The following is a 20,078-nucleotide window of genomic DNA, read 5'->3' as shown; positions in this document are numbered from 1 at the left end:
AGATTTTCGGATAAGAATTGGGGTGCAGGCACTGTCCGTATAGAGACAGGTAATCCGCTCGCTGAGCGGATTACCCTTTTGGCTTTTTCCACTGATAACAAAACGTTCAAATGCCTGCTAAAGTTCTATTACTTCAGCTCGACAGTTGCGCCGGCCTCTTCCAATTCTTTCTTCAGTTTCTCTGCATCGGCTTTGGAGAGCGCCTCTTTAACCACTTTCGGGGCTCCGTCGACGAGATCTTTCGCTTCCTTCAGGCCCAGGCCTGTTGCAGCCCGGACGACCTTGATAACATTGATCTTCTGCGCACCGCAGCTGAGCAGATTGACGTCGAATTCTGTCTTCTCTTCAACTACGGGTGCAGCAGCGCCGGCTGCTCCGGCTACCGCGCCTGCCATTACCACAGGAGCCGCGGCTGTTACGCCGAACTTATCCTCAAGCGCCTTCTTTAATTCGGACGCTTCAAGAAGAGTAAGCTTGCTTATCTTCTCTACCAGATCTTGAACTACTTCTGACATTTCTTGTTTCTCCTTTTGAAATTCTATTTTTGGTTTTACGACGCTTGAGCCGAGAGTTTCTTCCCAAGAGCATCAAGCACCGAAACGAGGTCCCGCATGACTGCAGAGACAGAACCGGCTATTCCCGCGATCGGCGACTGGAGGCTTCCAAGTATCGCGGCGATCATTTCGGGCTTAGTCGGCATCAGCGCAAATTCAGCAAGCCGGTTGCCTTCAAATACCTGCTTGTCGATCACGATGGCTTTCGTAGCAGGTTTTCGATTCTTGTCGAAAAATTTCTTCAATACTTTTGCCGGCGCTACCGGGTCGTCGACACCGAAGGCGATCGCTGTCTGCCCGACGAGATACTTGTAGGAAGAATCGTCGGACGAAAACTTCTGCATCGCTTTCTTAATAAGTGTATTCTTGACGACGTGGTACTTGACGCCGCTTTTGTGGAACTCCCGCCGCAGATCGTTGCTCTCTGCCACGGTCATACCAGTAAAGTCAGTGAAGAAAAGGCTGCTTGAATTGGATATCAGCTCCGCGACTTCCGCGACAACCTCTTCCTTTTCATTCCTTTTCATCTGTTCCTCAGGTCTTTAACGTTAATTATCGAATCCGTCCGCACAAGAGATGGACGAATTCCAGAGAAGCTTAGAAGCATTCAGTGCGTAAACTCAGTGTACGTTCGAAGCAAGCGACTTGTCGATCCTGACCGATGGTCCCATGGTCGAGGAAATCGCGACTGTCCTTATATACTGTCCCTTCGCCGAAGCAGGCTTCAGCCTGTTCACCGCTGCGAGAAACGAGTTGACATTTTCAATGAGCTTCTGCTTGTCGAACGAAGCCTTTCCAACAACCGAGTGGAGATTTCCAGACTTGTCCACTCTGAACTCCATTTTACCGGCTTTAATTTCGGTCACAGCTTTGGCGACATCCATAGTCACCGTGCCGCTCTTCGGGTTTGGCATCAACCCTTTAGGTCCGAGTATTTTTCCGAGGCGGCCAACTTCACCCATCGCATCGGGCGTAGCGACGATAACATCTATATCCGACCAGCCTTCCTGAATTTTCTTGATGTAGTCGTCGAACCCGACATAGTCCGCGCCGCTCTGTTTCGCCTCGTCCTGCTTCTGCACCTGCTTGGTCAGCACAAGGACTCGAACGGTTTTTCCGATTCCATGCGGCAACGAGACCGTACCACGGATCGCCTGATCGGCGTGACGCGGATCGACGCCGAGACGAACGGCTATGTCGATCGACTCGTCGAACTTTGCCTTCGCAGTCGCCTTTATTTTTTCGACAGCCTCTTCGACTGTGTACTCTTTGGACTTATCTACAAGTTTTGAAGCCTCTGTGAATCTTTTGCTCTGTTTCATCGTATGGACTTTCTCTTTTAACCTTCGACCACGATACCCATGCTCCGGGCAGTACCTGCGACCATGCTGATTGCAGATTCGATGTCAGTGGTGTTCAAGTCCGGCATCTTCATCTCAGCGATCTTCTTGACTTGTTCGCGGGTTACTTTGGCGACTTTGTTACGATTCGGTTCGCCCGAACCCTTTTCTATCTTCGCTTCCTTTATAAGAAGCACTGACGCCGGCGGCGTCTTCGTTATAAATGTGAACGATTTATCGGAAAAGACCGTGATTATCACGGGTATGATGAGACCCTGCTTGTCCTGTGTGCGAGCATTAAACTGCTTGCAGAACTCCATGATATTCACGCCCTTTTGACCCAGGGCCGGTCCAACCGGCGGCGCGGGAGTCGCTTGTCCGGCAGGTATCTGCAACTTCACAAATCCAACAACTTTCTTAGCCATTGTTCACCCAGTTTATCTTTCTAATTCAACTTCTGTAAAACTCAATTCGACAGGAGTAGGGCGTCCAAAGATCGTGACGGTAACCTTCAACTTCATCCTGTCCTGATTCACTTCCGAGACCTCACCTTTGAAGGTCGAGAAAGGACCGCTGATGACTTTCACCTTGTCATTTATCTTAAACGGCACTTCCATCACCTGGCGCTCTTCATGCTCGTCGATCCTGCCCTTCAGCCTGACGACTTCATCAGGGCGAAGCGGACTCGGGTCACCTTTCGGGCCGACGAAACTTATTATCGAAGGAACGGCAAGGATAAAAGCTTTCACTCGATCGTCCATCTCCGCCTCGACCATGACGTAGCCCGGCATGAAGTTGCGGATCTTTACACGTTTCTTCCCGCCTTCGCTGATCGTCGGGACCTTTTCGGTCGGGACGACGATCTCGCCAAACTTTTCCTTCAGGTCGGACTCCTTAAGTTGGCTCTCAAGATAAGCGACGGCCTTTCCTTCCTGGCCGGAATACGTTCTGACGACGTACCACCTTTTGGTGGTAGTTTTCGCTTCGCTCATAAAATGGCTCTCAGCGTCACATTCACAATCGTGTCAACCGCATAAACGAAGACAGCGATAATGAGTGTCGCAACAAGCACTACCGCAGTTGAGTCTTTGAGCTCGTCCTTATTGGGCCACGTCACCTTCTTCATTTCCTTGACCACATCGTTGAAGAAACCGATGATCTTTTCTCTCATTAAGAAATTTCCTTTATTGTACACGTCTGCGTGCCAAAGCGTTCACTTTCCAATTGGTGCTCCACGAAGGTAAGCACTTCCGCGCGCAAGCACGTCAGGAGGGACTCGAACCCCCAACCTGCGGTTTTGGAGACCGCTGCTCTGCCAATTGAGCTACTGACGTATTTCATATTAGTAATTTTGAATTCTGAATGGTGAATCATGAAGCACCGTTTGAAAATTCAGAATTAAGAATTTAGAATTCCTATTTAGTTTCCTTGTGGGAGGTATGCTTATTGCAAAAGCGGCAATACTTTTTGTATTCCACTCTCCCCGTTTGCTTCCTTTTATTCTTAGTCGTAGTATAGTTACGATGTTTGCAAACCGTGCATTCCAACGTTACAATTTCTCTCATAAGCTTTCCTCAATTAAGCGAGCTGACGACGGGATTTGAACCCGTGACCTACGCCTTACCAAGGCGTTGCTCTACCGGCTGAGCTACGTCAGCAATTACAACGATGTAAAATAAAGCGGCACGCTCCTCGCTTCTTCGTTAGAGCGTGCGTACATTCTCAGCCTACTCATGCGGCGCGATGATCCGCGTCTACTAAAGAGAGCTTGCTGTATCTTGAGCGGGAGACGGGACTCGAACCCGCGACCAACAGCTTGGAAGGCTGTGACTCTACCAACTGAGTTACTCCCGCAATCTTCACAAACTTTCCCTTCTCTAATGTATCAGACTTGATCAGCGGTGGACGACAGCTCCCGCTGAAGAGCGGGATGACTCACAATCATTTAACAAATACAGGTTCCCTGCCGAAGCTTGCAAAAACCTTCGGGGCGTTTCAAACAAACTAGCGGTGGGCGGCGGGGGATTCGAACCCTCTAAGGCGTAAGCCAACGGATTTACAGTCCGCCCCGGCTCTCCAACTCCGGCGTCCGCCCAAATACCTGCAACCGAGCTGGCGAAGGGATTTGAACCCCCGACCTGCTGATTACAAGTCAGCTGCTCTACCAACTGAGCTACGCCAGCGTTTCGCATTTTGAGCTAATAAATTTAACAAAAAACGCGAGAAAGTCAAGGTAGAAACGAGAAGTCGGAACTTACTGCAATGCGGTAACTTATGCCGCATTATCTTCTCCCTGGGTTACGACGCCTCAATTCGGCTCGCCATTTGTAGAACGACCGCCTCCTTTCCAGGGACCGGACGGCATTCACTCACCCATCTCCCTGCCCAGCAGAATGTCTTCTACGTTCGCCGAGAATGTTCAGTGCAGGAATTCGTAGATGGTTTTGATAAACACGTCAGGCTGATCTACAAATGTCATATGGCCACTCTGTGGAAACACCACCAGTTTTGATCCATCGATCTTCTCATGCATCTCTTCAGATAGAGATTGGTCGCACTCGTCGTGATCGCCGCAGGTAATTAGAGTTTTCACTTTTATTGCAGGCAACTTATCGACGTACTCCACCGATTTCAAATTGCCGTCGATTACGAATTCACCGTCCGAACCCCACATTTCTTTGTAGAGCTCCCACGACATAATACCATTCGCGACAGGATCGTAATTCGGGTCGGGCCTATGCTGGTACAGATAGGGAAAGTAAGCTTCGCCCCACGCTGCGATCATGTAGTCGTTGGTATATCTGTTTTTCTCATACACCTGTCCATGACCGAAGAGCCCGCTCTTTTCCAGACTGTCGATTCGATTTCGAAGATCAGGCGACAAATTTGAGATCATTCTTTTGAAAACTTCATTCATCTGCGAAGTACTCGGAAATGTACTGCACAGAATCAGATGCGACAAATTCCTCTGGTACTTCAGGGCGTACGCCTGGGCGAGTACTCCGCCGTATGAATGGCCGAGGAGGCTCATCGTCCCGAGCCCAAGAGCTTGCCTGACCGCCTCTACGTCTTCAACCATATTCTCGACGGTGTACCCTGATGGATCCTGAAGCTTGGAGGATTGGCCCGATCCTCTCTCGTCGATGAAAATTAACCTGAAGCTTCTGGCAAGAGGTAGAAGATAAGGCAGGAAGTAATCGTGCGACGCTCCAGGCCCTCCGTGCACTATCATGAGGGGATTGCCTTTACCGATTTCTTCGTAGTAGATGAGTACCCCATTCGCATCCACGAAACCTTGCTTGATTTCATATACCGAGTTCTTTCCGTCGGATGTTCCACTTAACTGACAGACTGCCACCGACGAAATCGCCAGCTCGATTGCAATCAACGGGATTAAAATTTTCACGTTTTCTCCTCCTTTAGTGAATTGCCGTTCAGTCTTTCAAAGAGACTTTCCAACCGAAAATATACACGTCTCGGTTAAATCACACCATACCTGCGTGCAGTGATCCCAAACAAGCTGCACTGCGGGATTATCGATAGGGCCGGCTCTCTTCCCTTGATTGAATCGTTGGCGAGAGATAATTTTCTCCGAATTTCAGTAATGGGAGGCTGTTATGGATCGTAGATCCTTTGTAAAGCAAAGCGTGGGGGCGTCAATAGCGCTAGGCGCATTCCTGAAAACCGGAAACCTGTTCGGCGAATTGGCACGCATGAGTCCCGTATATGACCTGGTGGCGGTCAGGGGTGGAGAGCCAGATGTCATGTTCGATGAAGGTATCAAGTCATTCGGTGGTATCCGGACTTTCGTGAAGAAGGGGAGCCGAGTTTTGGTGAAGCCGAACATCGGATGGGACGTGTCTCCCGAAAGAGCAGCAAACACGAACCCGAAACTGGTCTTCCGGATAATTCAGCACTGCCTCGATGCCGGGGCAAAGGAAGTGAGTGTGGTCGATCATCCATGCGACGAATGGCATCGATGTTACTCCGACAGCGGTATCGAGAAGGCAGTCAAAGACGCCGGGGGAAAAATTGTCCCGGGTTCGAGTGAAAGTTATTATCACGACGTTAAGGTCCCGAACGGCAAGTCTCTTACCTCTTCGCAAGAACACGAAGTAATTCTTGAATCGGACGTGTTCATTAACGTACCGATTCTCAAGTCTCACAGCGGCACGAAGCTCACGGCAGGGATGAAGAACCTGATGGGCAATGTATGGGACCGCGAATACTGGCACCGGGTCGACGTTAATCAGTGCATCGCTGACTTCTCAACATATCGTAAGCCGACTCTCAATGTCCTCGACGCGTACTACGTTATGAAAGAAAATGGTCCGCGCGGAATTTCGGAAGCTGACTTGGTATTGATGAAGTCACTACTTATCAGCACAGATATTGTGGCACTCGACGCTGCAGGCGCAAAATTATTTGGTATACAGCCTGACGATGTCACGCATATCAAGATCGCTTCCGATATGAAAATCGGGCGCACCGACCTGGAGAATCTAAACATTAAGCGGATTACTGTTTGACAAAATCGGGTTGGAAACTTGTCAAGTCCTTTCGTGTAGGAGTCTCTCTCTGTTTTGCGACTCTTATCACTTTGTTGCTGCTCGATGTCTGGCATGTGCTTCCCGCCGGTCTTTACAGGTACGTAACTTCGCTTCAACTTCTTCCCTCGCTTCTGCAAATCATCCTTTCAGCCAGCGGAATCTCGGTTGCCGGATTAGTAATCGTTGTTCTGATGACTCTGCTCTTCGGAAGGATTTACTGTTCAACGATTTGCCCTCTGGGTGTTCTTCAGGATCTGTTAATCCGTCTTTCAAGAAAAATAAATAAGCGCAAGAGATTCGTTTATTTCAGACCTCAATACTGGCTTCACTACTTAGTCCTATCTCTGTTCGCTGCCATGGCCCTCGTGGGCGGTGCAATGTTGATCGGGGACCTCGTCGAGCCGTTCAGTAATTTTGGCAGGCTGGTGAGCGTCTTCCTGGTTCCGACAGCGCTCACACTTAACAATTTGACTGCCTCTCTTCTCGGCAAATTCGGCGTCTATGCAGTTTCGGACATCCCGATCCATGCCGCCCAACAAGGTGTAATATTCTTTTCGCTTCTATTCTTTGTTGCCCTGGGATTCCTCAGTCTGACTGAAGGTCGGATGTTCTGCAACACTTTTTGCCCTGCGGGAGCAATCCTAAGCCTGGTATCCCGCATTTCTGTTTTCAAACTCAAAATAGACAAGGACAAATGTAACTTATGCGGCGCCTGCGACAAGGTGTGCAAGGCAGAGTGTGTCGATAGCGCCAGCGGCAAGATCGATTTCAGCGCATGCGTCGGCTGTTTTAATTGTCTGCGATCTTGTCCTAAAGAGGGAGGCATCACCTACGAATTGAGATGGTCCCAGAACGAGGCGACTTCTTCCTCCGGCATCAATGGGGGTCGCAGGAGACTCATACAGAATTTAACAATACCGGCAATGGCAATGCTTGTCGCGCCTGGCGTTGCAATGTCAGGAAAGAACTTCATCAAAAGGCGGAACCCCATTACGCCTCCAGGTTCGGTAGGCGTCAGTCATTTTACAAACACTTGTACGGCTTGTCAACTTTGTGTGTCCTCATGCCCCACAAGCGTGCTTCAACCTTCCTTCCTCGATTATAGCATCTCCGGAATGTTCCAGCCGACAATGGATTATTCCGTCAACTTTTGCAATTATGATTGTAAGATATGCGGAGACGTATGCCCAACGGGTGCGATCAAGAGACAGACAGTCGATGAAAAGAAACTTGTACAGATCGGGAAATCGAAATTCAAAAAAGAAGACTGTGTGGTTGTATCGAAGAAGAAGGACTGCGCGGCGTGCTCCGAGCATTGTCCGACGAAGGCCGTCCACACTGTGCCCTACGAATCGGGTCTCCTCCTTCCGGAAGTCGATGAGAGCTTATGCATCGGTTGCGGTGCTTGTGAATACGCCTGCCCTGTCATCCCGAACAAGGCGATCAAAGTCGAATCCAATCCTGTGCATCAGATAGCAAAGCGGCCAGTCAAGAAACAGGCTCCTTCCCCCGTCTCCTCCCCACCCGGCGATTTTCCCTTCTAGGAAGGTTCCGGGAAAACTGAGCCACCAACCAAGAATAACCTCAGTGGATGATCTAAACCAATTTCCATTTTGCTTGCAGAGTTGCAATGAAGATTTACCAGCGCTTCAACTGGGGAGGCTCAGACAATCTTCGACGTCAACTCGCTCGTTGATTATTTTCCGGAGACCTGTGAATCGAATCTTTCCTTCATGCGGACCCCGGGGTTCGATTGAGAAAATTTCTTTCCTACAAAACTCGTGATTGGATCGACGCGTTCACTGGGAGTCTTTTGCATAGAAAAATCATCACCGAAAATATCGGGATCGGTGCGGAGCTGCTCCGCGACTTTTGCATCCATTCGTACGATGCCATTGGGATCGTATCCCGCATTCGCGCACAGAATGGCGGATATTTTATCCGCCTCGAGCTCATAATCGAGAAGCCGTTTGTGTACGACTATCTCGTAACTATTTTCGCACATGGTTTCCATTTCCTGGTCGACCTCAGAATTTTCCTGAGTCTCTTCCTCAAGCTCGCCAAATGCCACATCGGCTTTGATGTCCACAAGTCTCTTAGTCATTTCCTGGAGCCCGTGGCGTCTTATTACATGCGCCATCTCGTGGGCGATTATTGCAGCTAACATCGATTCATCGTCACAAGCCTTCAACGCTCCATACGTGATGAACACATAGCCGCCAGGACACGCGAAACCGTTTATGGACGAATCATCGAGCACGAACACAGTGAAATCCCAATCGTATATTTTCGAATTCTGTGCAATTGTCGCTGCAATCAAGTTGACATAACGTGTAAGTTGAGGATCGGCGACAACCCCTTTCGATATCAATCGTGCCGCTATTCCGACGCCCACGCCCTGTTCTTCAAACGAAGGATCATAATCGGGTTGCTCAAGATCAAGATCGTCTATCTGCATCCTTCCCCTGTTCTTCGAGTTGAAGGATGCGATGGGAGCATTAAACTCTGCCACGTCGTCGGACGTAAAGCCCTTCACGGCGCACCTGAACACGTCGTCTATCTTACCCGGTTCGCCTTTTCCGTACTTCGAAGCAAATCCTTTTATTGCCGCCGCTAATCCAGTCATAGACGCCCGCGCGGAGCTCCAACTCTTACTGACATTTTCGATAACCTCGCCCTGCGGCTCTTTGTCCGCCAGGCAATTCGCTGCCAGCCAGCCGGTGCGCTGATCCTTCAATCTGACCTTGTACCAGTTACCCGACGCATCGATCCTGTCAACGCCGTTCCCATGTTGAAGGACGACTACCAGAGGATAAAATGAGCCGGGCCCTTCACGAACGTAGGCGTTATCTCTTTTTACAAAGACATGAGTTGCGACCTGAAGAGCGAGGGCGAAGAAAGAGGCGAGTAAAATCAGCACGATCTTTCGCATCCGAATTCTCCTTAGCATACTATTTGGTTGTCATAACGTAAATGCCATCCCAGTCATCCGGCACGCCGACCTTCGCGAGGAGTTGGCATCTCGACAGGTAAGTTCGTGAAGGAGTGTCGGACGGGTCTTTTTCGAGGATGGAAAGAAAAATTCTCTGGGCCTTCTTCCATTTCCGCGACCTGTAGCTGTTGAGACCTTCGACAAATTGCTCCAAAAGATCTCTCTTTTCAGGAGATATCTCGTCTTTGCGCCCGAGCAATTCGTAGATCCTGATGGGCAATTGTTTTCCTTTGACTCTCAAGAAATCCAATTCCCTGGCCTCAACTTCATCCCTGGCGAGTTCGTATGTGGACTCACTTATGATGATCTGCGTTCCGAATTCCTTGTTGACTCCCTCGAGTCTTGAAGCAAGGTTGACACTGTCCCCGATCGCGGTATAGTCGAGGCGTTTCAGCGATCCGATATTTCCTATTACCATCTTGCCGCTGTTGAGTCCGATTCTGGTCTCAAATGCTGTGCGGTTCCCATGATCGTTTACGGAATAGTGCTTTCCGAGAATGTCCTGAGCTTGAATAGCGGCAAGGCAGGCATTGACAGCGTGCTTGTCGGACTGGAGGGGTGCGCCGAAAATTGCCATGATCGCATCGCCGATATATTTATCGAGCATAGCGTCATGTTCGAGAATTATCTCGCTCGCGATAGTGAAATACTCATTCAAGTTGGACACGAGTTCCTTAGGCGACATCTTTTCGGACAAGCCCGTAAAATTCCTGATGTCTGAAAAGAACACAGTGGCATCCATTTCTCTCCCACCGAGCTCGAAATCGTCCGGATCGACAAGGATCTCGTCGACCACGCGCGGGCTGAGGTAGCGATTGAGAACGCGCCTCAGCTCTCTTCGGCGCCTTCCCTCGGTCACAAAACTAACTGCACCGGAAAACGTGAACCCGAGAACGATGGCGAGTTCCGGAGCTCCTACCGGCAACAATAACCGCAATGAGTAAAATGAGAACCAGATCAAAATCATGTAAGCGGTGGCGACAGCCAGGACCACCGCCGTCATTGTGAAAACTTTGCCAATTCTAAAGAACAGGATCGAGATAAGGAAAACAAAGCAGATCGAAATCGAATACGAGACCCACGGAGGCGCCTCACGCATGTAATCCATTCGAAGCAGATTACTTAGTATGGTAGCGTGGATTTCCATACCAGGATAGGGTTCCAGTATCGTGAATGGAGTCGATTTGAAATCCATCAGGCCTATCGCGCTTCCCCCAACAATGACATATTTATCCCTGAATGCAGACGGTGAGACTTCGGGTTGACGACCCTCGACCAATTGAGCGGCAGATACTATCAGCGCGCTGATAGAGTAATATTTGAAGACGCCATCGGGACCGCCCCTCCCGTACCAGTTTATAAGAAAGTGCCCGGTGTTGTCCACTGGTATCGTCGCCGCAAATGATGCGAGGCTGTCGCGCGACATTTCCCGTCCGACAGCAAAGGTCGCAAATGCAAGCTGCGGGAGGAGGGCGCCGCGGTATCCGAACAAAAGGGGAATTCTCCTCGTCATCCCGTCCACATCGGGTCGATAGTTGGATACACCCAGCATTCTCGCGTTTCGTGCGAAATCTTCGACCGGCACTATACACGAATTGAATAAAGGAATTCGCATCTTGTCGAATTTCCCGGACATGTAGAAACGATCCAGCGGAGTTCCGCTCCCCGTGCCATTCGAATCGCCCTCAACCAGAACGGTTGTCAGAACTACGTTTCCACATTTTCCGATAGACTCTGCGAAAATGCTGTCCGATTCACGCGCATCGACATTCAGCCGGTCCATGTCCCTTTGTGAAAAATCCATATCAAATGCAACCGCTTTGACTCCACCAGCCCTGAAATAGTCGAGCACGATCGAATAGAATTCCCTGGGCCAGGGCCAGCCCACATGCTGAGAATCGAAGAAAGCGAGACTCTTCTGATCGATGGTCGCAATCACGACCGACGTATCGGCGCGCTCCGGGTGGGAGGCATGCCGGAACAGAAAATCGAGCACCGGTCTGTCGATAGTAGAGACAGCATTAGCCGCGATGACGATGCATATTAAAATCGCGCCAGTGGCACTTACCAGCAAGGAGAGGACTGTCTTTGATTCAGAAAATTTCTTAATAAGATCACGCTTCGTCACGTCACGCATCCAACGAAATTTGTCAATGGCTCAATTTCCAAATGAACGATCTCTCTTCGGCATTGTCGTAATGACGACAGAATTCTCCGAATAATTCTCTCCTGAAAGTCCGGCGGTTCTCGTAGCGCTTTGGAAATCATTTGCGGAATTCAGGACGATCAAGTTTCCTATTTCCTTGCCTTGTGCGACAGGGACCCTGACATCCGAAGCGTACACCTTCAAGATTTCCCTCCCGAATGGCGCCTGGACAACAAATGTTCCGGGGATTCTGTAAGTCACGCCGCCTTTAACGCGGCTGTTCCAGCTTACCTTGTTCGGGAACACGAGTACCGAGTTTCCGCCGGCATCATTGTAGACGAGTTGCGCGTAGCAATCACCGGTCGACCTGATGTATATGCTCATAGTGTCGCCGTCATGATATACACCGTCGAGCCGGTCGACCCACACATCAATCTTGAGCCCTTCACCCTTTTTCTCGTTACCGATGATCTTGTCGTCCGCGACGGGATTATAGTTTTCCGGCGCGAGTGGGACAGGGGGAAGCCATGAGAGCGGCACGTCGATGGATGCGGACCCTGTCAAAAGGTGCGTCTCTACATCGATCACCTTCAGACTGAGATTTAGGGATTCCCCTTCCTTCCAGTAACTGCCAACGATTGAGTACCTTGCGCCTGCGGCTTGCGAAGCAAAGTCCGGTTGCGACAGGCTCTGGAGCGAGCCCCCATCGGAAAGTTGAATCTGAGAATTCCTGATCGCTTCCTCGCTGATGACGGAAAGTTCCGTCGACGATTGGATCACCGATTCGATTTTCTGTCTCAGAAACTCAGCTATCGGTCCTGGGAGTTTGTCCTGAAACGATATCCGCGCAATTGCGACGCTCGCGCTCGTATCGCGAATTCTAGTGCTTAACTCAAGCACAGCTTCAGCCAGCCTGTCTTCCAAAGACGCGCTCGATCTCATGAGATTGAACAGGATCCCGGTTTGGTTCTTATCAAGAAAATTGTTCCAGTCCTGAAATTCACCTGAAGTATACTGTTCACCCTCGATTTTGAATTCTGACAAATCTTGTGTCGCGGAAATTGAATATACGTTGCTTCTGGAGGGCAGAAGGGTGAATATGTCGCACCTCGCTTTCCCCGAGGCGTCAGTGATCGATTCATCTGTGAGGGTTCCTCTCCCTCTACGGAATTCAAACTTGATCTTCAAACCCGAAACAGGAATCTTGTGCCCCGACATGGAACACGATGCAGTTACTATCAGCGGTCGCGGTTCCGATTTGACCGACACGGATTGCGTGTCTCCTTCTGTCTTGTCCAGTTTAATAGACGACAGAAACGATTGCGCCGCAGCCTTCGTGTCACTGACAAGAAGTGTCCCCGGCATCACGTAAGAACTGTCTGATGTTGAGAGCGGTCCTGTTATGAAATTGTACACGGGGAGAAGGTTATTGTACAGTACTTGACTCTTCAGCGCGTCTGTGAGATTGAGAATCGCATGATAAAGATTACCCGATGAAACGAACGCCGTTGAATTTTCAATGCTCTTATTGTAGGCAGCGAGGTAACTGACGATGGTTGTCCTCAGCTGATCTCCTGCGGTTGTCCTCTCCAGCACTGCCAGTGCCCATTCGAGCTCGTTGTCATCATCATAATAAGTATCGACCACACGGAGTCCGCCCAACTTTACTTCCGTTGAGACTTTAATCTCCGCCGATGTCGTTTCTTCAAGAGCGTTCTTCTTTTCGGACAATACTTCGTATGTCTGGAGCGAAGACTGGGACTCTATTGTAGACTTAATCTGTTTTGCGATATCTGCAAATGCAGCATCGTAGGCCTTCTGTTTATCCGCGGCTCTGTCTTTTGTTTTATTTGCGAAACCAACTCCAAGAATATAGAGGCGATCAGGATAGTTGGGACTGGATTTTGATTTGACCCAAATCGGTTGGGAAAACGAATCCGTCCACGACAGGAGGAAGATTAAGCCCAACGTGAGAATCGATTTACTCATAAGACCCATCCAGATAGTTCGATGATCAGGCAGACGACAGAGGCACACTGGAATTATAGAATTCAATAGACATTGCTCCTGACACCCGAAGCATCCAGCATACTCCTTCTATTTTCCAGCACACCCTTTTTTCGCAGAACATCTTTCCACCAGGCAATCTTGGCAGCCGTCCAAGGCCCTGGCCCATCACGCCACGTATTTTTCCGAAATAGAATACCGAAGCGGCGTTTAACTATTTAGAATAAAACAGGGGCATATTCGGATCGCACCCGAAGCATTTGAAAACGGGTGTTTGCTTGCCCTTGGTGTCCGAAGTGACTTTGTCCCTGACATAATCAACGATCTCTCTGAGTTGAATGAATTGATCCGCATTTGTGTTTGCTGACGGAGTTGTCATCGCCTTCAGTAAGTAGTACGTGAAGACGCCGTGTCCTCCCCATTCGTCTCCTTCTCTGGAGACCTGGCCCGCGTCGGAAGCGGAGAACACACTCAAGCCGGGCTGTGACTTTGCCATCTCGGCGAGGAGAGCGGGAAGCGCCTCAACGCCGCGTGATCCTCCGAAGACAAGCGACGACGCAGCAGCACCGGCGTGGCAAGCGTCCACGAACATGATCACTTTTCTCCCAGCACCTTTGGTCTTAACGAGATAATCGAAATCGAGACCTGAGATCGCGCTCGTTCTCAGTTTCGAAACCTTCGCATCATACGGAATGAAATAAAGGAGCCCTTCGTCGGTTACCCCGTGCATCGCGAGATATATCATCACAACATCGTTCTCGAATGAGGTCTTGAATACCGATTCGAGTCCGTCGAGGATCCCTTCCCTCGTGGCAGAACTATTGGTGAGTAGGGTAATGTTCGAAGCCGGAATTCCGATGGTGGTCGGGTCTCTCATTCTCTGATAAAACAGGTTGGCGTCATCCGCCGCGTATTTCAAGCTAAGCGATTTATCGGCATACTGGGAAATTCCGACGACGAACGCGCGTACCGTCGGGAGCGCGCCCGTGGATGCTCGCTGGGCCTGGACGTCCACGACATACTTCTTCGTTATCCTGTTTCCGAGACTATCGGTCGTCATGACCTCCACTTCACTCTTCTGAGCTGGGGGAAGCGAAATGTCGGTTGAAAATTTAACGACGTAAGGTTTCGCGATGTGCGAGCCCGATATTTCCTCCGGTGTCGGCGTGACGCCGTGTACCATCATGTTATTAACCATTATTGTGTCTATTGGTGAATCCGAACCGGCAAACCCTTCGAATGTTACAGTCGTATTATCGGAGGTTACGAGAGCGATGCCGCGCGTGTTATCCTCGACGGCACTTGCCGGTTTTGTAACGGCGAGCTGAAGCGGTGCCGTAGACATTGCCGCCTGAGCTCTCAACTGCTGGTACTGGGGACTCATGAGTATGATCGTGTTCTGCCTGATGTGATCCTTTGCCTCGTTAGATTGCGCGGTGTCCTGGGCCGACACGAGTACACTCTGCCAGGCTTTGTTCGATTCGGTAAGCATCACCTTCTTTTCATACGCCAGCGCGAGATAACGTAATCCTTCCAGATCGGTAGTCTCTGAAAGCGACCTGATGATCTCGTCATATCTCCCTGCGGCGTAATATGCTTCACCCAGCTTCAGGCTCGCAACATGATTTGACGGATCGATAGCCAACACCTTGTTCAGGATTACGATCGCCTTTTCCCCGCTTCCCATTCTCGTATATGACTCACCGAGGATAACATACGTCGCGGCAAGGTCCTGAGTATTCACATCGCTCAGATGTAGCAGGATCCATTCGGCATCGTCTACTCGTTTTTGATTCAGCAGTACCTGAAATGAATTCACGAAATCGCTTGTGTATCCAAGTTCATCGATCTTTTCCCTGATAAAAAACCTCCCCAGGGATTGCATAGCATCCTGAATTCTGTTTGACTGCATGAATATTTCAGCAATTCGGAGATAAGGTTCCTTGACAGCGGATGTCGTATCGAGAATCTTATTCGAAAGTTCCGCCGCAAGCTGGGTCGCTCCCTGAGCAATCATGAAATCATATAAGCCGACAAGTTGAGCTACATCCGCGTCCGGCAAACCGAACCTTGACCTGATGATACCTCGTATGACCGATTTGCCCAAATCCTTGAGCTTCGGACACTGAAGCATAAGGTTGTGTGATATGGCGAGAAACTTCTTGTCGATTGTCAATTGAGAAAAATCTGCCGCCGGTATCCTGTTGAATTCCTCGAACAAATCCCTCGCTGCTTCAACCTGCTTTTGATCCAGCAAACATCTGAACGATTCACCAAGGCTTGTGAAGTCGTAGGTCTCTCCGAATCTAGCCTTAAGTGTCGTCGTGAATGCGCGGACCGCAGCATCCGTATTGTTGCTCAGAACGTATGACTCAAAATTCTGATTAAATTCTACAAACAATGATAGATCTTTACTGAGCTTCGTCTTATCGACAAGATAGACAACTAGGAGTTCATCAGATGCGACATCCAATTTACCGGACTTGTACGCGAGCGATCCCGCGGAGAGATGTTTGTCCACAAAACCCGGCTTCTCCTGAGCCAGTGTCCTTATGATCGGAGCAGCCTCTTCACTTTTTTTCAAACTGATAAGGACCATTGCGTACGACTCACTCAAGTCGTTGTACGGTTTTATTTCGTACCCTTTCTTAAGTATCAGGTAAGCCGAATCGGCATTCCCGAGTCGCCTGTAGCTCTCACCTGTGTAAAAATACAATGAGGATCTCGTCGGGAGAATCTTAATGGCCTTTTGAGAGACATCGATAACTTCGCGGTAGTTGCCGTTTTGGAAAAGAAGATTTATAAGTTGAAGTCGGGTTCCGATATCTTCGGGATTGGATTTCAGAGTAGTCCTGAGCTGATTGAGCTGTGGTGTCAGGTCCTGAGAATTAGCCGAGGCGGCAAAGAAGACGATCAGCACCGCAATGGTGAGTGATAGGTAAGTCGTCACGCGCGACATGATTCCCTCCTTCATTGTACCCACGTTCTCTATGTAAAATTGCGCCCTGACATCTCCCCGCTGAACGTCGAATTGGCTTGCCGTTCAGGAATCGAGGGAAATCAAGGACTCGCAGTGCGAAGAAAAACTAACCATGAACCGCCTAAAAGTCAACCTGGCCAAAATCGGGTAAAGGGTCGGTCGCCACCGATATCACCGACCCGGTGCAATTTTACAACGAGCATTTCCCGAACGGCACACTCCGGAAAGACTCGTCTCCGGCGGAGTAGCTCGGACCGCAACTTGAAGGCAACGGGAAATAATGCTGCGACCGACTTTCACTGGCACTGCACCTGAGTTCCTCAACAACGGCCTTTCATCATTTCATGATGACCAATTTCCTGACTCCGGTGAAATTGCCCGCCTGCATGCGGAGGAAATAAATCCCGCTCGAAAGGTGAGACCCGTCAAAATTGACTGTGTGTCTCCCGGCATCGAGCATTCCCTGACAGATCGTGCAGACCTGTCTTCCAAGTATATCATGGAGAGTAAGTGTCACTGTCGATCGTTTCGGCACATCAAACTGGATCTGGGTTGCAGGATTGAAAGGATTAGGATAGTTCTGGAACAAGGAAAATGTCTTCGGGATTTTAGTGTCGCCATTGATTCCCAATCCGATCGAAGTCCTGAATCTTCGCACTTCGGACCAGACTCCCGTGCTGAACGAGTCGCTCGCGACTAATTTCCAATAATAGACAGTATCGCGCAAGAAACCGATATGCCGGATCGAAGTGTCCTGGACAGAAGCCGTATCAAACGCGGTATGGACAAATGCAGTATCGAATGCGACGACAAGCCTGTAGGATTGACCTCCAGAGACGGCGGCCCAGGTGAACTCGACAGTATCTCCAACATCCTCTGCAAGATCGGGTGGTGAGCCAAGGACTGGCGGCGCAAGGACAGTGACAAACGTCCACATATCGGACCACGGGCTAGACCCACCTGCATTCTCCGCCCTGGCGTGCCAGTAATATCTTTCATGGTACGATAATGCATGGACGGTATCGGAGGTTGAGGTCAACCCTGTCGTGTCGTACACAATCACCGAGAAGCCGGTATCGGTCGCCACGACGAGCGAGTAGCCCGTTGCTCCCATGCACGGACTCCATGAGAAAGTAGGATCAATTCGAACGCCGAATGTTAAGTCCGTCGGAGCAACGGGAGCTGGCTTGGGCGGAGCCGCGACAATAGTGACAAAACTCCATACCGCTGACCAGTCGCCAGTGCCACCGCCATTAGTCGCACTGACACGCCAATGATAGGTTTGACCATTCGCCAGGATTTCGCTTCCGATTGAGAACGTGAGTGAGGTGAGTCCGGACGTGTCTACGGCGGTAGAAGCAAATGAAGGATCCATCGAGACCTGGAGTCTATATGTCACCGCTCCTGATGAGATGTTCCAGGATAGTGAAGGTGTTCTGGAAACACCGGTGGCACCATTCACCGGCGCGCTCAGACCTGGCGCTGAAGGTGCCGCAATGATTGTCGTGAAGTTCCAGACCACGGACCAAGCGCTCGGCCCGCCACTGTTAACTCCTGATACTCTCCAAAAGTACTTCGTGGAATTGGTCAACCCGCTGATCGGATCTGATGTCCCGGTCAATCCGGTCTGATTGACAACTGTCGATGCAAATGTGGAATCCGTGGAAACCTGGAGCGTATAGGAGGTGGCTCCGGCGGCGCTGTACCACGAAAGGGTCAGGCTGACCGCAGCGCCTGCTGTGAGATTCGCTGGGCTGAGGAGAGAGGGAACGGAAGGAGGAGTAACCGAAGCTGTCACTGTTCCGTTTACCGTGAGAGGACGGGGATTTCCCTCGTTGAGCATAAACTGCTGGAACTGGACTTGGGAGTTGGTTCCCAGGGCGGCAGTCGATGGAATTGCGAACCGAATCACAATCAGGATTCCGGCAGAATTAATATTGGAGGTACCGGCAGCTGCAAACGTTATATGGTTACCGGATATGCTTGGCACGCACGACCAGCCGTCTGTCAGAGTTCCCGCGTTGATCACGCCCAATGCATGCATGAACGATGTATCGTATACGATAGTTGTCTGCAAGCTCGAGAATGAATTACCTGGCCGGACAGAAGAAAGATACACAGGCACGTCGACTTCTGTTCCCGCGACAGCAACGGTATCGTGCACAGATATCCGGCTGTCATAGATCTGTATCCCTGCGGCCGTACCGCTCCCTCCGTAAGTGTCAATTGCCTTGACGTCGACCGATCCTCCTCTGAGGGCAGTCAGGAGTCCTGAGTTGTCGATGCGGGCGACATTGGTGTCGCTGGTCGTCCAGCTGTATGGAGGAGTGCCGCCTGATGCTTGAAAGCGCAGGGTATCACCGTCGATTAACGCGCCGGATGACGGTAGAATATTTAGATTCGCCAGCAAGATGGTATTGAAGTTCGCTCCCTGCCCGTTTCCCGAAGTGCTTTCATTCAAAAGAATATTAGTGAGGCCGAGGGAAGATCCACCGTTATTGACCGCAGAAACCTTGAAGCGAACAAAAAGCAAGACTCCTCTGCCAGCTAGACTGGTCGCTCCGGCGAAAGAGATATCCATCTGCCCGGCCACGTTCTTGTTGAAGGCGGGCGGACTATAAGACGATAATAACGAGCCGGCCTGTACAACACCGATCGGAGTCAGCAGATTCTGATTGAACGTCATTCTGAAAGATCCCGCGGTGGCATTCAATCCTCCGATGTCTGACGTGTAAACCGGCAAGTCAAACGTCTGTCCCTGCATCACCGAGGTATCGTGTAGGCTAAGTTCGAACGCGCGAATCTCGATCGTGCCCGGAATTGTGTCGACGATTCCTCCTGCATCGGAGCCGATGACACGTGTGAAGCCGGCCTGATGCACATGCAGCATATCGCTTGAATCAAAGGTCGCGATCGCTGAGTTAGTTAAAGACCAGTGATACGGCGGTGTTCCGTTCGACGCCCAGAATTGAAGGCTGTCCCCCGCCGTGAGCAGAGCGGACGTCGGAGAAATATTGATAGAAGGTGGTGCGATTATATTGATATTGCCGTTTTGAAGTTCAACCTGAGGTGCTCCCTCGTTCAGGAAATCATGTGCCGAATCGGAAAATGTTATCGTAGAGTATGAGACAGCTATTGTCCTGAAACGAACGTAGATCAATTTCCCCATTCCGCTTAACGGATTGGTCCCTGCGAAGGCAATGCTGACCTGCCCCGCAGTTCTTCCGTTAAACGTCACCGACCCCAGAGACTGGACAAGGGTCCCGCTGGTAATTACGCTGTCGAATGCGAGGCCGCTCGAGTAGTAATTGAGCTGAAGTTGAAATGAAGTGACATTCTGGCCGCTGAGAGTCGTGTCGACGTATATCGGTATATCGACGAATCTTCCCTGCGTGACAGTTGTATCGTGTATCGAAAGTCCTATCGTGCCCGCAAGGAGGTCCGAATAAGCGGGCAGGAGGAGAACGATCAAGAGGTACCTGTAAAATTTATTCATAAGCCACCTGTAG

15 protein-coding genes and 5 tRNA genes are annotated in these 20,078 nt (G+C 50.3%); 2 read left to right on the top strand and 18 right to left on the bottom strand.

What is annotated here, in order from left to right; all coding sequences use genetic code 11:
* Positions 1 to 128: 128 nt before the first annotated feature.
* The 13 genes from rplL to VIS48_11910 form a co-directional block, all read right to left on the bottom strand.
* Positions 129 to 515: a 50S ribosomal protein L7/L12 gene (rplL, locus tag VIS48_11970; protein HEY9166865.1), complete on the bottom strand. Its 387-nt coding sequence runs from the start codon at positions 513 to 515 to the stop codon at positions 129 to 131.
* A 35-nt stretch (positions 516 to 550) separates the two neighbouring features.
* Complete coding sequence (gene rplJ, locus VIS48_11965) at positions 551 to 1,081, bottom strand: 50S ribosomal protein L10 (protein ID HEY9166864.1); 531 nt, start codon at positions 1,079 to 1,081, stop codon at positions 551 to 553.
* Positions 1,082 to 1,174: 93 nt separating this feature from the next.
* The gene (gene rplA, locus VIS48_11960) at positions 1,175 to 1,876 is read right to left on the bottom strand and encodes a 50S ribosomal protein L1 (protein ID HEY9166863.1); all 702 of its coding nucleotides are present in this window, start codon (positions 1,874 to 1,876) and stop codon (positions 1,175 to 1,177) included.
* A 17-nt stretch (positions 1,877 to 1,893) separates the two neighbouring features.
* Positions 1,894 to 2,319 carry a 50S ribosomal protein L11 gene (gene rplK / locus VIS48_11955; protein HEY9166862.1) on the bottom strand — a complete coding sequence of 142 codons (426 nt, stop codon included), beginning with the start codon at positions 2,317 to 2,319 and terminating at the stop codon, positions 1,894 to 1,896.
* Positions 2,320 to 2,331: 12 nt separating this feature from the next.
* On the bottom strand, positions 2,332 to 2,886 hold the full coding sequence (gene nusG / locus VIS48_11950) for a transcription termination/antitermination protein NusG (GenBank protein ID HEY9166861.1): 555 nt from the start codon (positions 2,884 to 2,886) through the stop codon (positions 2,332 to 2,334).
* Positions 2,883 to 3,065 (bottom strand): preprotein translocase subunit SecE, encoded by a 183-nt coding sequence (gene secE, locus VIS48_11945; GenBank protein ID HEY9166860.1) that lies wholly within the window; start codon positions 3,063 to 3,065, stop codon positions 2,883 to 2,885. Before secE ends, nusG begins: the two co-directional genes overlap by 4 nt.
* Positions 3,066 to 3,155: 90 nt before the next feature.
* Positions 3,156 to 3,228, bottom strand: a tRNA-Trp gene (locus VIS48_11940).
* Positions 3,229 to 3,309: 81 nt separating this feature from the next.
* Positions 3,310 to 3,459: a 50S ribosomal protein L33 gene (rpmG, locus tag VIS48_11935; GenBank protein HEY9166859.1), complete on the bottom strand. Its 150-nt coding sequence runs from the start codon at positions 3,457 to 3,459 to the stop codon at positions 3,310 to 3,312.
* A gap of 20 nt (positions 3,460 to 3,479) precedes the next feature.
* A tRNA-Thr gene (locus tag VIS48_11930) sits at positions 3,480 to 3,552 on the bottom strand.
* Between the two features lie 123 nt (positions 3,553 to 3,675).
* Positions 3,676 to 3,748: transfer RNA gene (locus VIS48_11925), tRNA-Gly, on the bottom strand.
* 157 nt (positions 3,749 to 3,905) lie between these two features.
* Positions 3,906 to 3,989 (bottom strand) — tRNA-Tyr (locus VIS48_11920).
* Between the two features lie 15 nt (positions 3,990 to 4,004).
* Positions 4,005 to 4,077 (bottom strand) — tRNA-Thr (locus tag VIS48_11915).
* A gap of 236 nt (positions 4,078 to 4,313) precedes the next feature.
* The gene (locus VIS48_11910; protein ID HEY9166858.1) at positions 4,314 to 5,300 is read right to left on the bottom strand and encodes a proline iminopeptidase-family hydrolase; all 987 of its coding nucleotides are present in this window, start codon (positions 5,298 to 5,300) and stop codon (positions 4,314 to 4,316) included.
* 211 nt (positions 5,301 to 5,511) lie between these two features.
* Between VIS48_11910 and VIS48_11905 the strand changes: the two genes are divergently transcribed.
* Positions 5,512 to 6,423, top strand: a complete 912-nt coding sequence (locus VIS48_11905) for a DUF362 domain-containing protein (protein HEY9166857.1) — start codon at positions 5,512 to 5,514, stop codon at positions 6,421 to 6,423.
* Positions 6,420 to 7,988: a 4Fe-4S binding protein gene (locus tag VIS48_11900; GenBank protein HEY9166856.1), complete on the top strand. Its 1,569-nt coding sequence runs from the start codon at positions 6,420 to 6,422 to the stop codon at positions 7,986 to 7,988. Before VIS48_11905 ends, VIS48_11900 begins: the two co-directional genes overlap by 4 nt.
* Before the next feature lie 152 nt (positions 7,989 to 8,140).
* Here the strand turns inward: VIS48_11900 and VIS48_11895 are convergent, their stop codons facing one another.
* From VIS48_11895 to VIS48_11875, 5 genes are all read right to left on the bottom strand, one after another.
* Positions 8,141 to 9,376 (bottom strand): M48 family metalloprotease, encoded by a 1,236-nt coding sequence (locus VIS48_11895; GenBank protein ID HEY9166855.1) that lies wholly within the window; start codon positions 9,374 to 9,376, stop codon positions 8,141 to 8,143.
* Positions 9,377 to 9,395: 19 nt separating this feature from the next.
* Positions 9,396 to 11,564, bottom strand: a complete 2,169-nt coding sequence (locus VIS48_11890; protein HEY9166854.1) for an adenylate/guanylate cyclase domain-containing protein — start codon at positions 11,562 to 11,564, stop codon at positions 9,396 to 9,398.
* 30 nt (positions 11,565 to 11,594) lie between these two features.
* The gene (locus VIS48_11885; GenBank protein ID HEY9166853.1) at positions 11,595 to 13,571 is read right to left on the bottom strand and encodes a DUF4384 domain-containing protein; all 1,977 of its coding nucleotides are present in this window, start codon (positions 13,569 to 13,571) and stop codon (positions 11,595 to 11,597) included.
* Positions 13,572 to 13,803: 232 nt separating this feature from the next.
* Positions 13,804 to 16,548: a tetratricopeptide repeat protein gene (locus tag VIS48_11880; protein ID HEY9166852.1), complete on the bottom strand. Its 2,745-nt coding sequence runs from the start codon at positions 16,546 to 16,548 to the stop codon at positions 13,804 to 13,806.
* A 358-nt stretch (positions 16,549 to 16,906) separates the two neighbouring features.
* A complete protein-coding gene (locus VIS48_11875; GenBank protein HEY9166851.1) occupies positions 16,907 to 20,065 on the bottom strand; it encodes a cohesin domain-containing protein in 3,159 nt (1,052 codons plus the stop codon).
* Positions 20,066 to 20,078 lie beyond the last annotated feature (13 nt).

It is taken from the genome of Candidatus Kryptoniota bacterium (assembly GCA_036567965.1).
In the GTDB taxonomy this organism is placed as follows: Bacteria; Bacteroidota; Ignavibacteria; order Kryptoniales; family JAKASW01; genus JAKASW01.
Note: the sequence above shows the minus strand (reverse complement) of the source record. Positions and strands in the feature narration are given on the sequence as shown.

What these genes read in the sequence shown, in the direction of transcription:
- rplL (HEY9166865.1), bottom strand. Translation starts at nt 515, where the DNA reads ATGTCAGAAGTAGTTCAAGATCTGGTAGAGAAGATAAGCAAGCTTACT.
- rplJ (HEY9166864.1), bottom strand. Translation starts at nt 1,081, where the DNA reads ATGAAAAGGAATGAAAAGGAAGAGGTTGTCGCGGAAGTCGCGGAGCTG.
- rplA (HEY9166863.1), bottom strand. Translation starts at nt 1,876, where the DNA reads ATGAAACAGAGCAAAAGATTCACAGAGGCTTCAAAACTTGTAGATAAG.
- rplK (HEY9166862.1), bottom strand. Translation starts at nt 2,319, where the DNA reads ATGGCTAAGAAAGTTGTTGGATTTGTGAAGTTGCAGATACCTGCCGGA.
- nusG (HEY9166861.1), bottom strand. Translation starts at nt 2,886, where the DNA reads ATGAGCGAAGCGAAAACTACCACCAAAAGGTGGTACGTCGTCAGAACG.
- secE (HEY9166860.1), bottom strand. Translation starts at nt 3,065, where the DNA reads ATGAGAGAAAAGATCATCGGTTTCTTCAACGATGTGGTCAAGGAAATG.
- rpmG (HEY9166859.1), bottom strand. Translation starts at nt 3,459, where the DNA reads ATGAGAGAAATTGTAACGTTGGAATGCACGGTTTGCAAACATCGTAAC.
- VIS48_11905 (HEY9166857.1), top strand. Translation starts at nt 5,512, where the DNA reads ATGGATCGTAGATCCTTTGTAAAGCAAAGCGTGGGGGCGTCAATAGCG.
- VIS48_11895 (HEY9166855.1), bottom strand. Translation starts at nt 9,376, where the DNA reads ATGCGAAAGATCGTGCTGATTTTACTCGCCTCTTTCTTCGCCCTCGCT.
- VIS48_11885 (HEY9166853.1), bottom strand. Translation starts at nt 13,571, where the DNA reads ATGAGTAAATCGATTCTCACGTTGGGCTTAATCTTCCTCCTGTCGTGG.
- VIS48_11880 (HEY9166852.1), bottom strand. Translation starts at nt 16,548, where the DNA reads ATGTCGCGCGTGACGACTTACCTATCACTCACCATTGCGGTGCTGATC.
- VIS48_11875 (HEY9166851.1), bottom strand. Translation starts at nt 20,065, where the DNA reads ATGAATAAATTTTACAGGTACCTCTTGATCGTTCTCCTCCTGCCCGCT.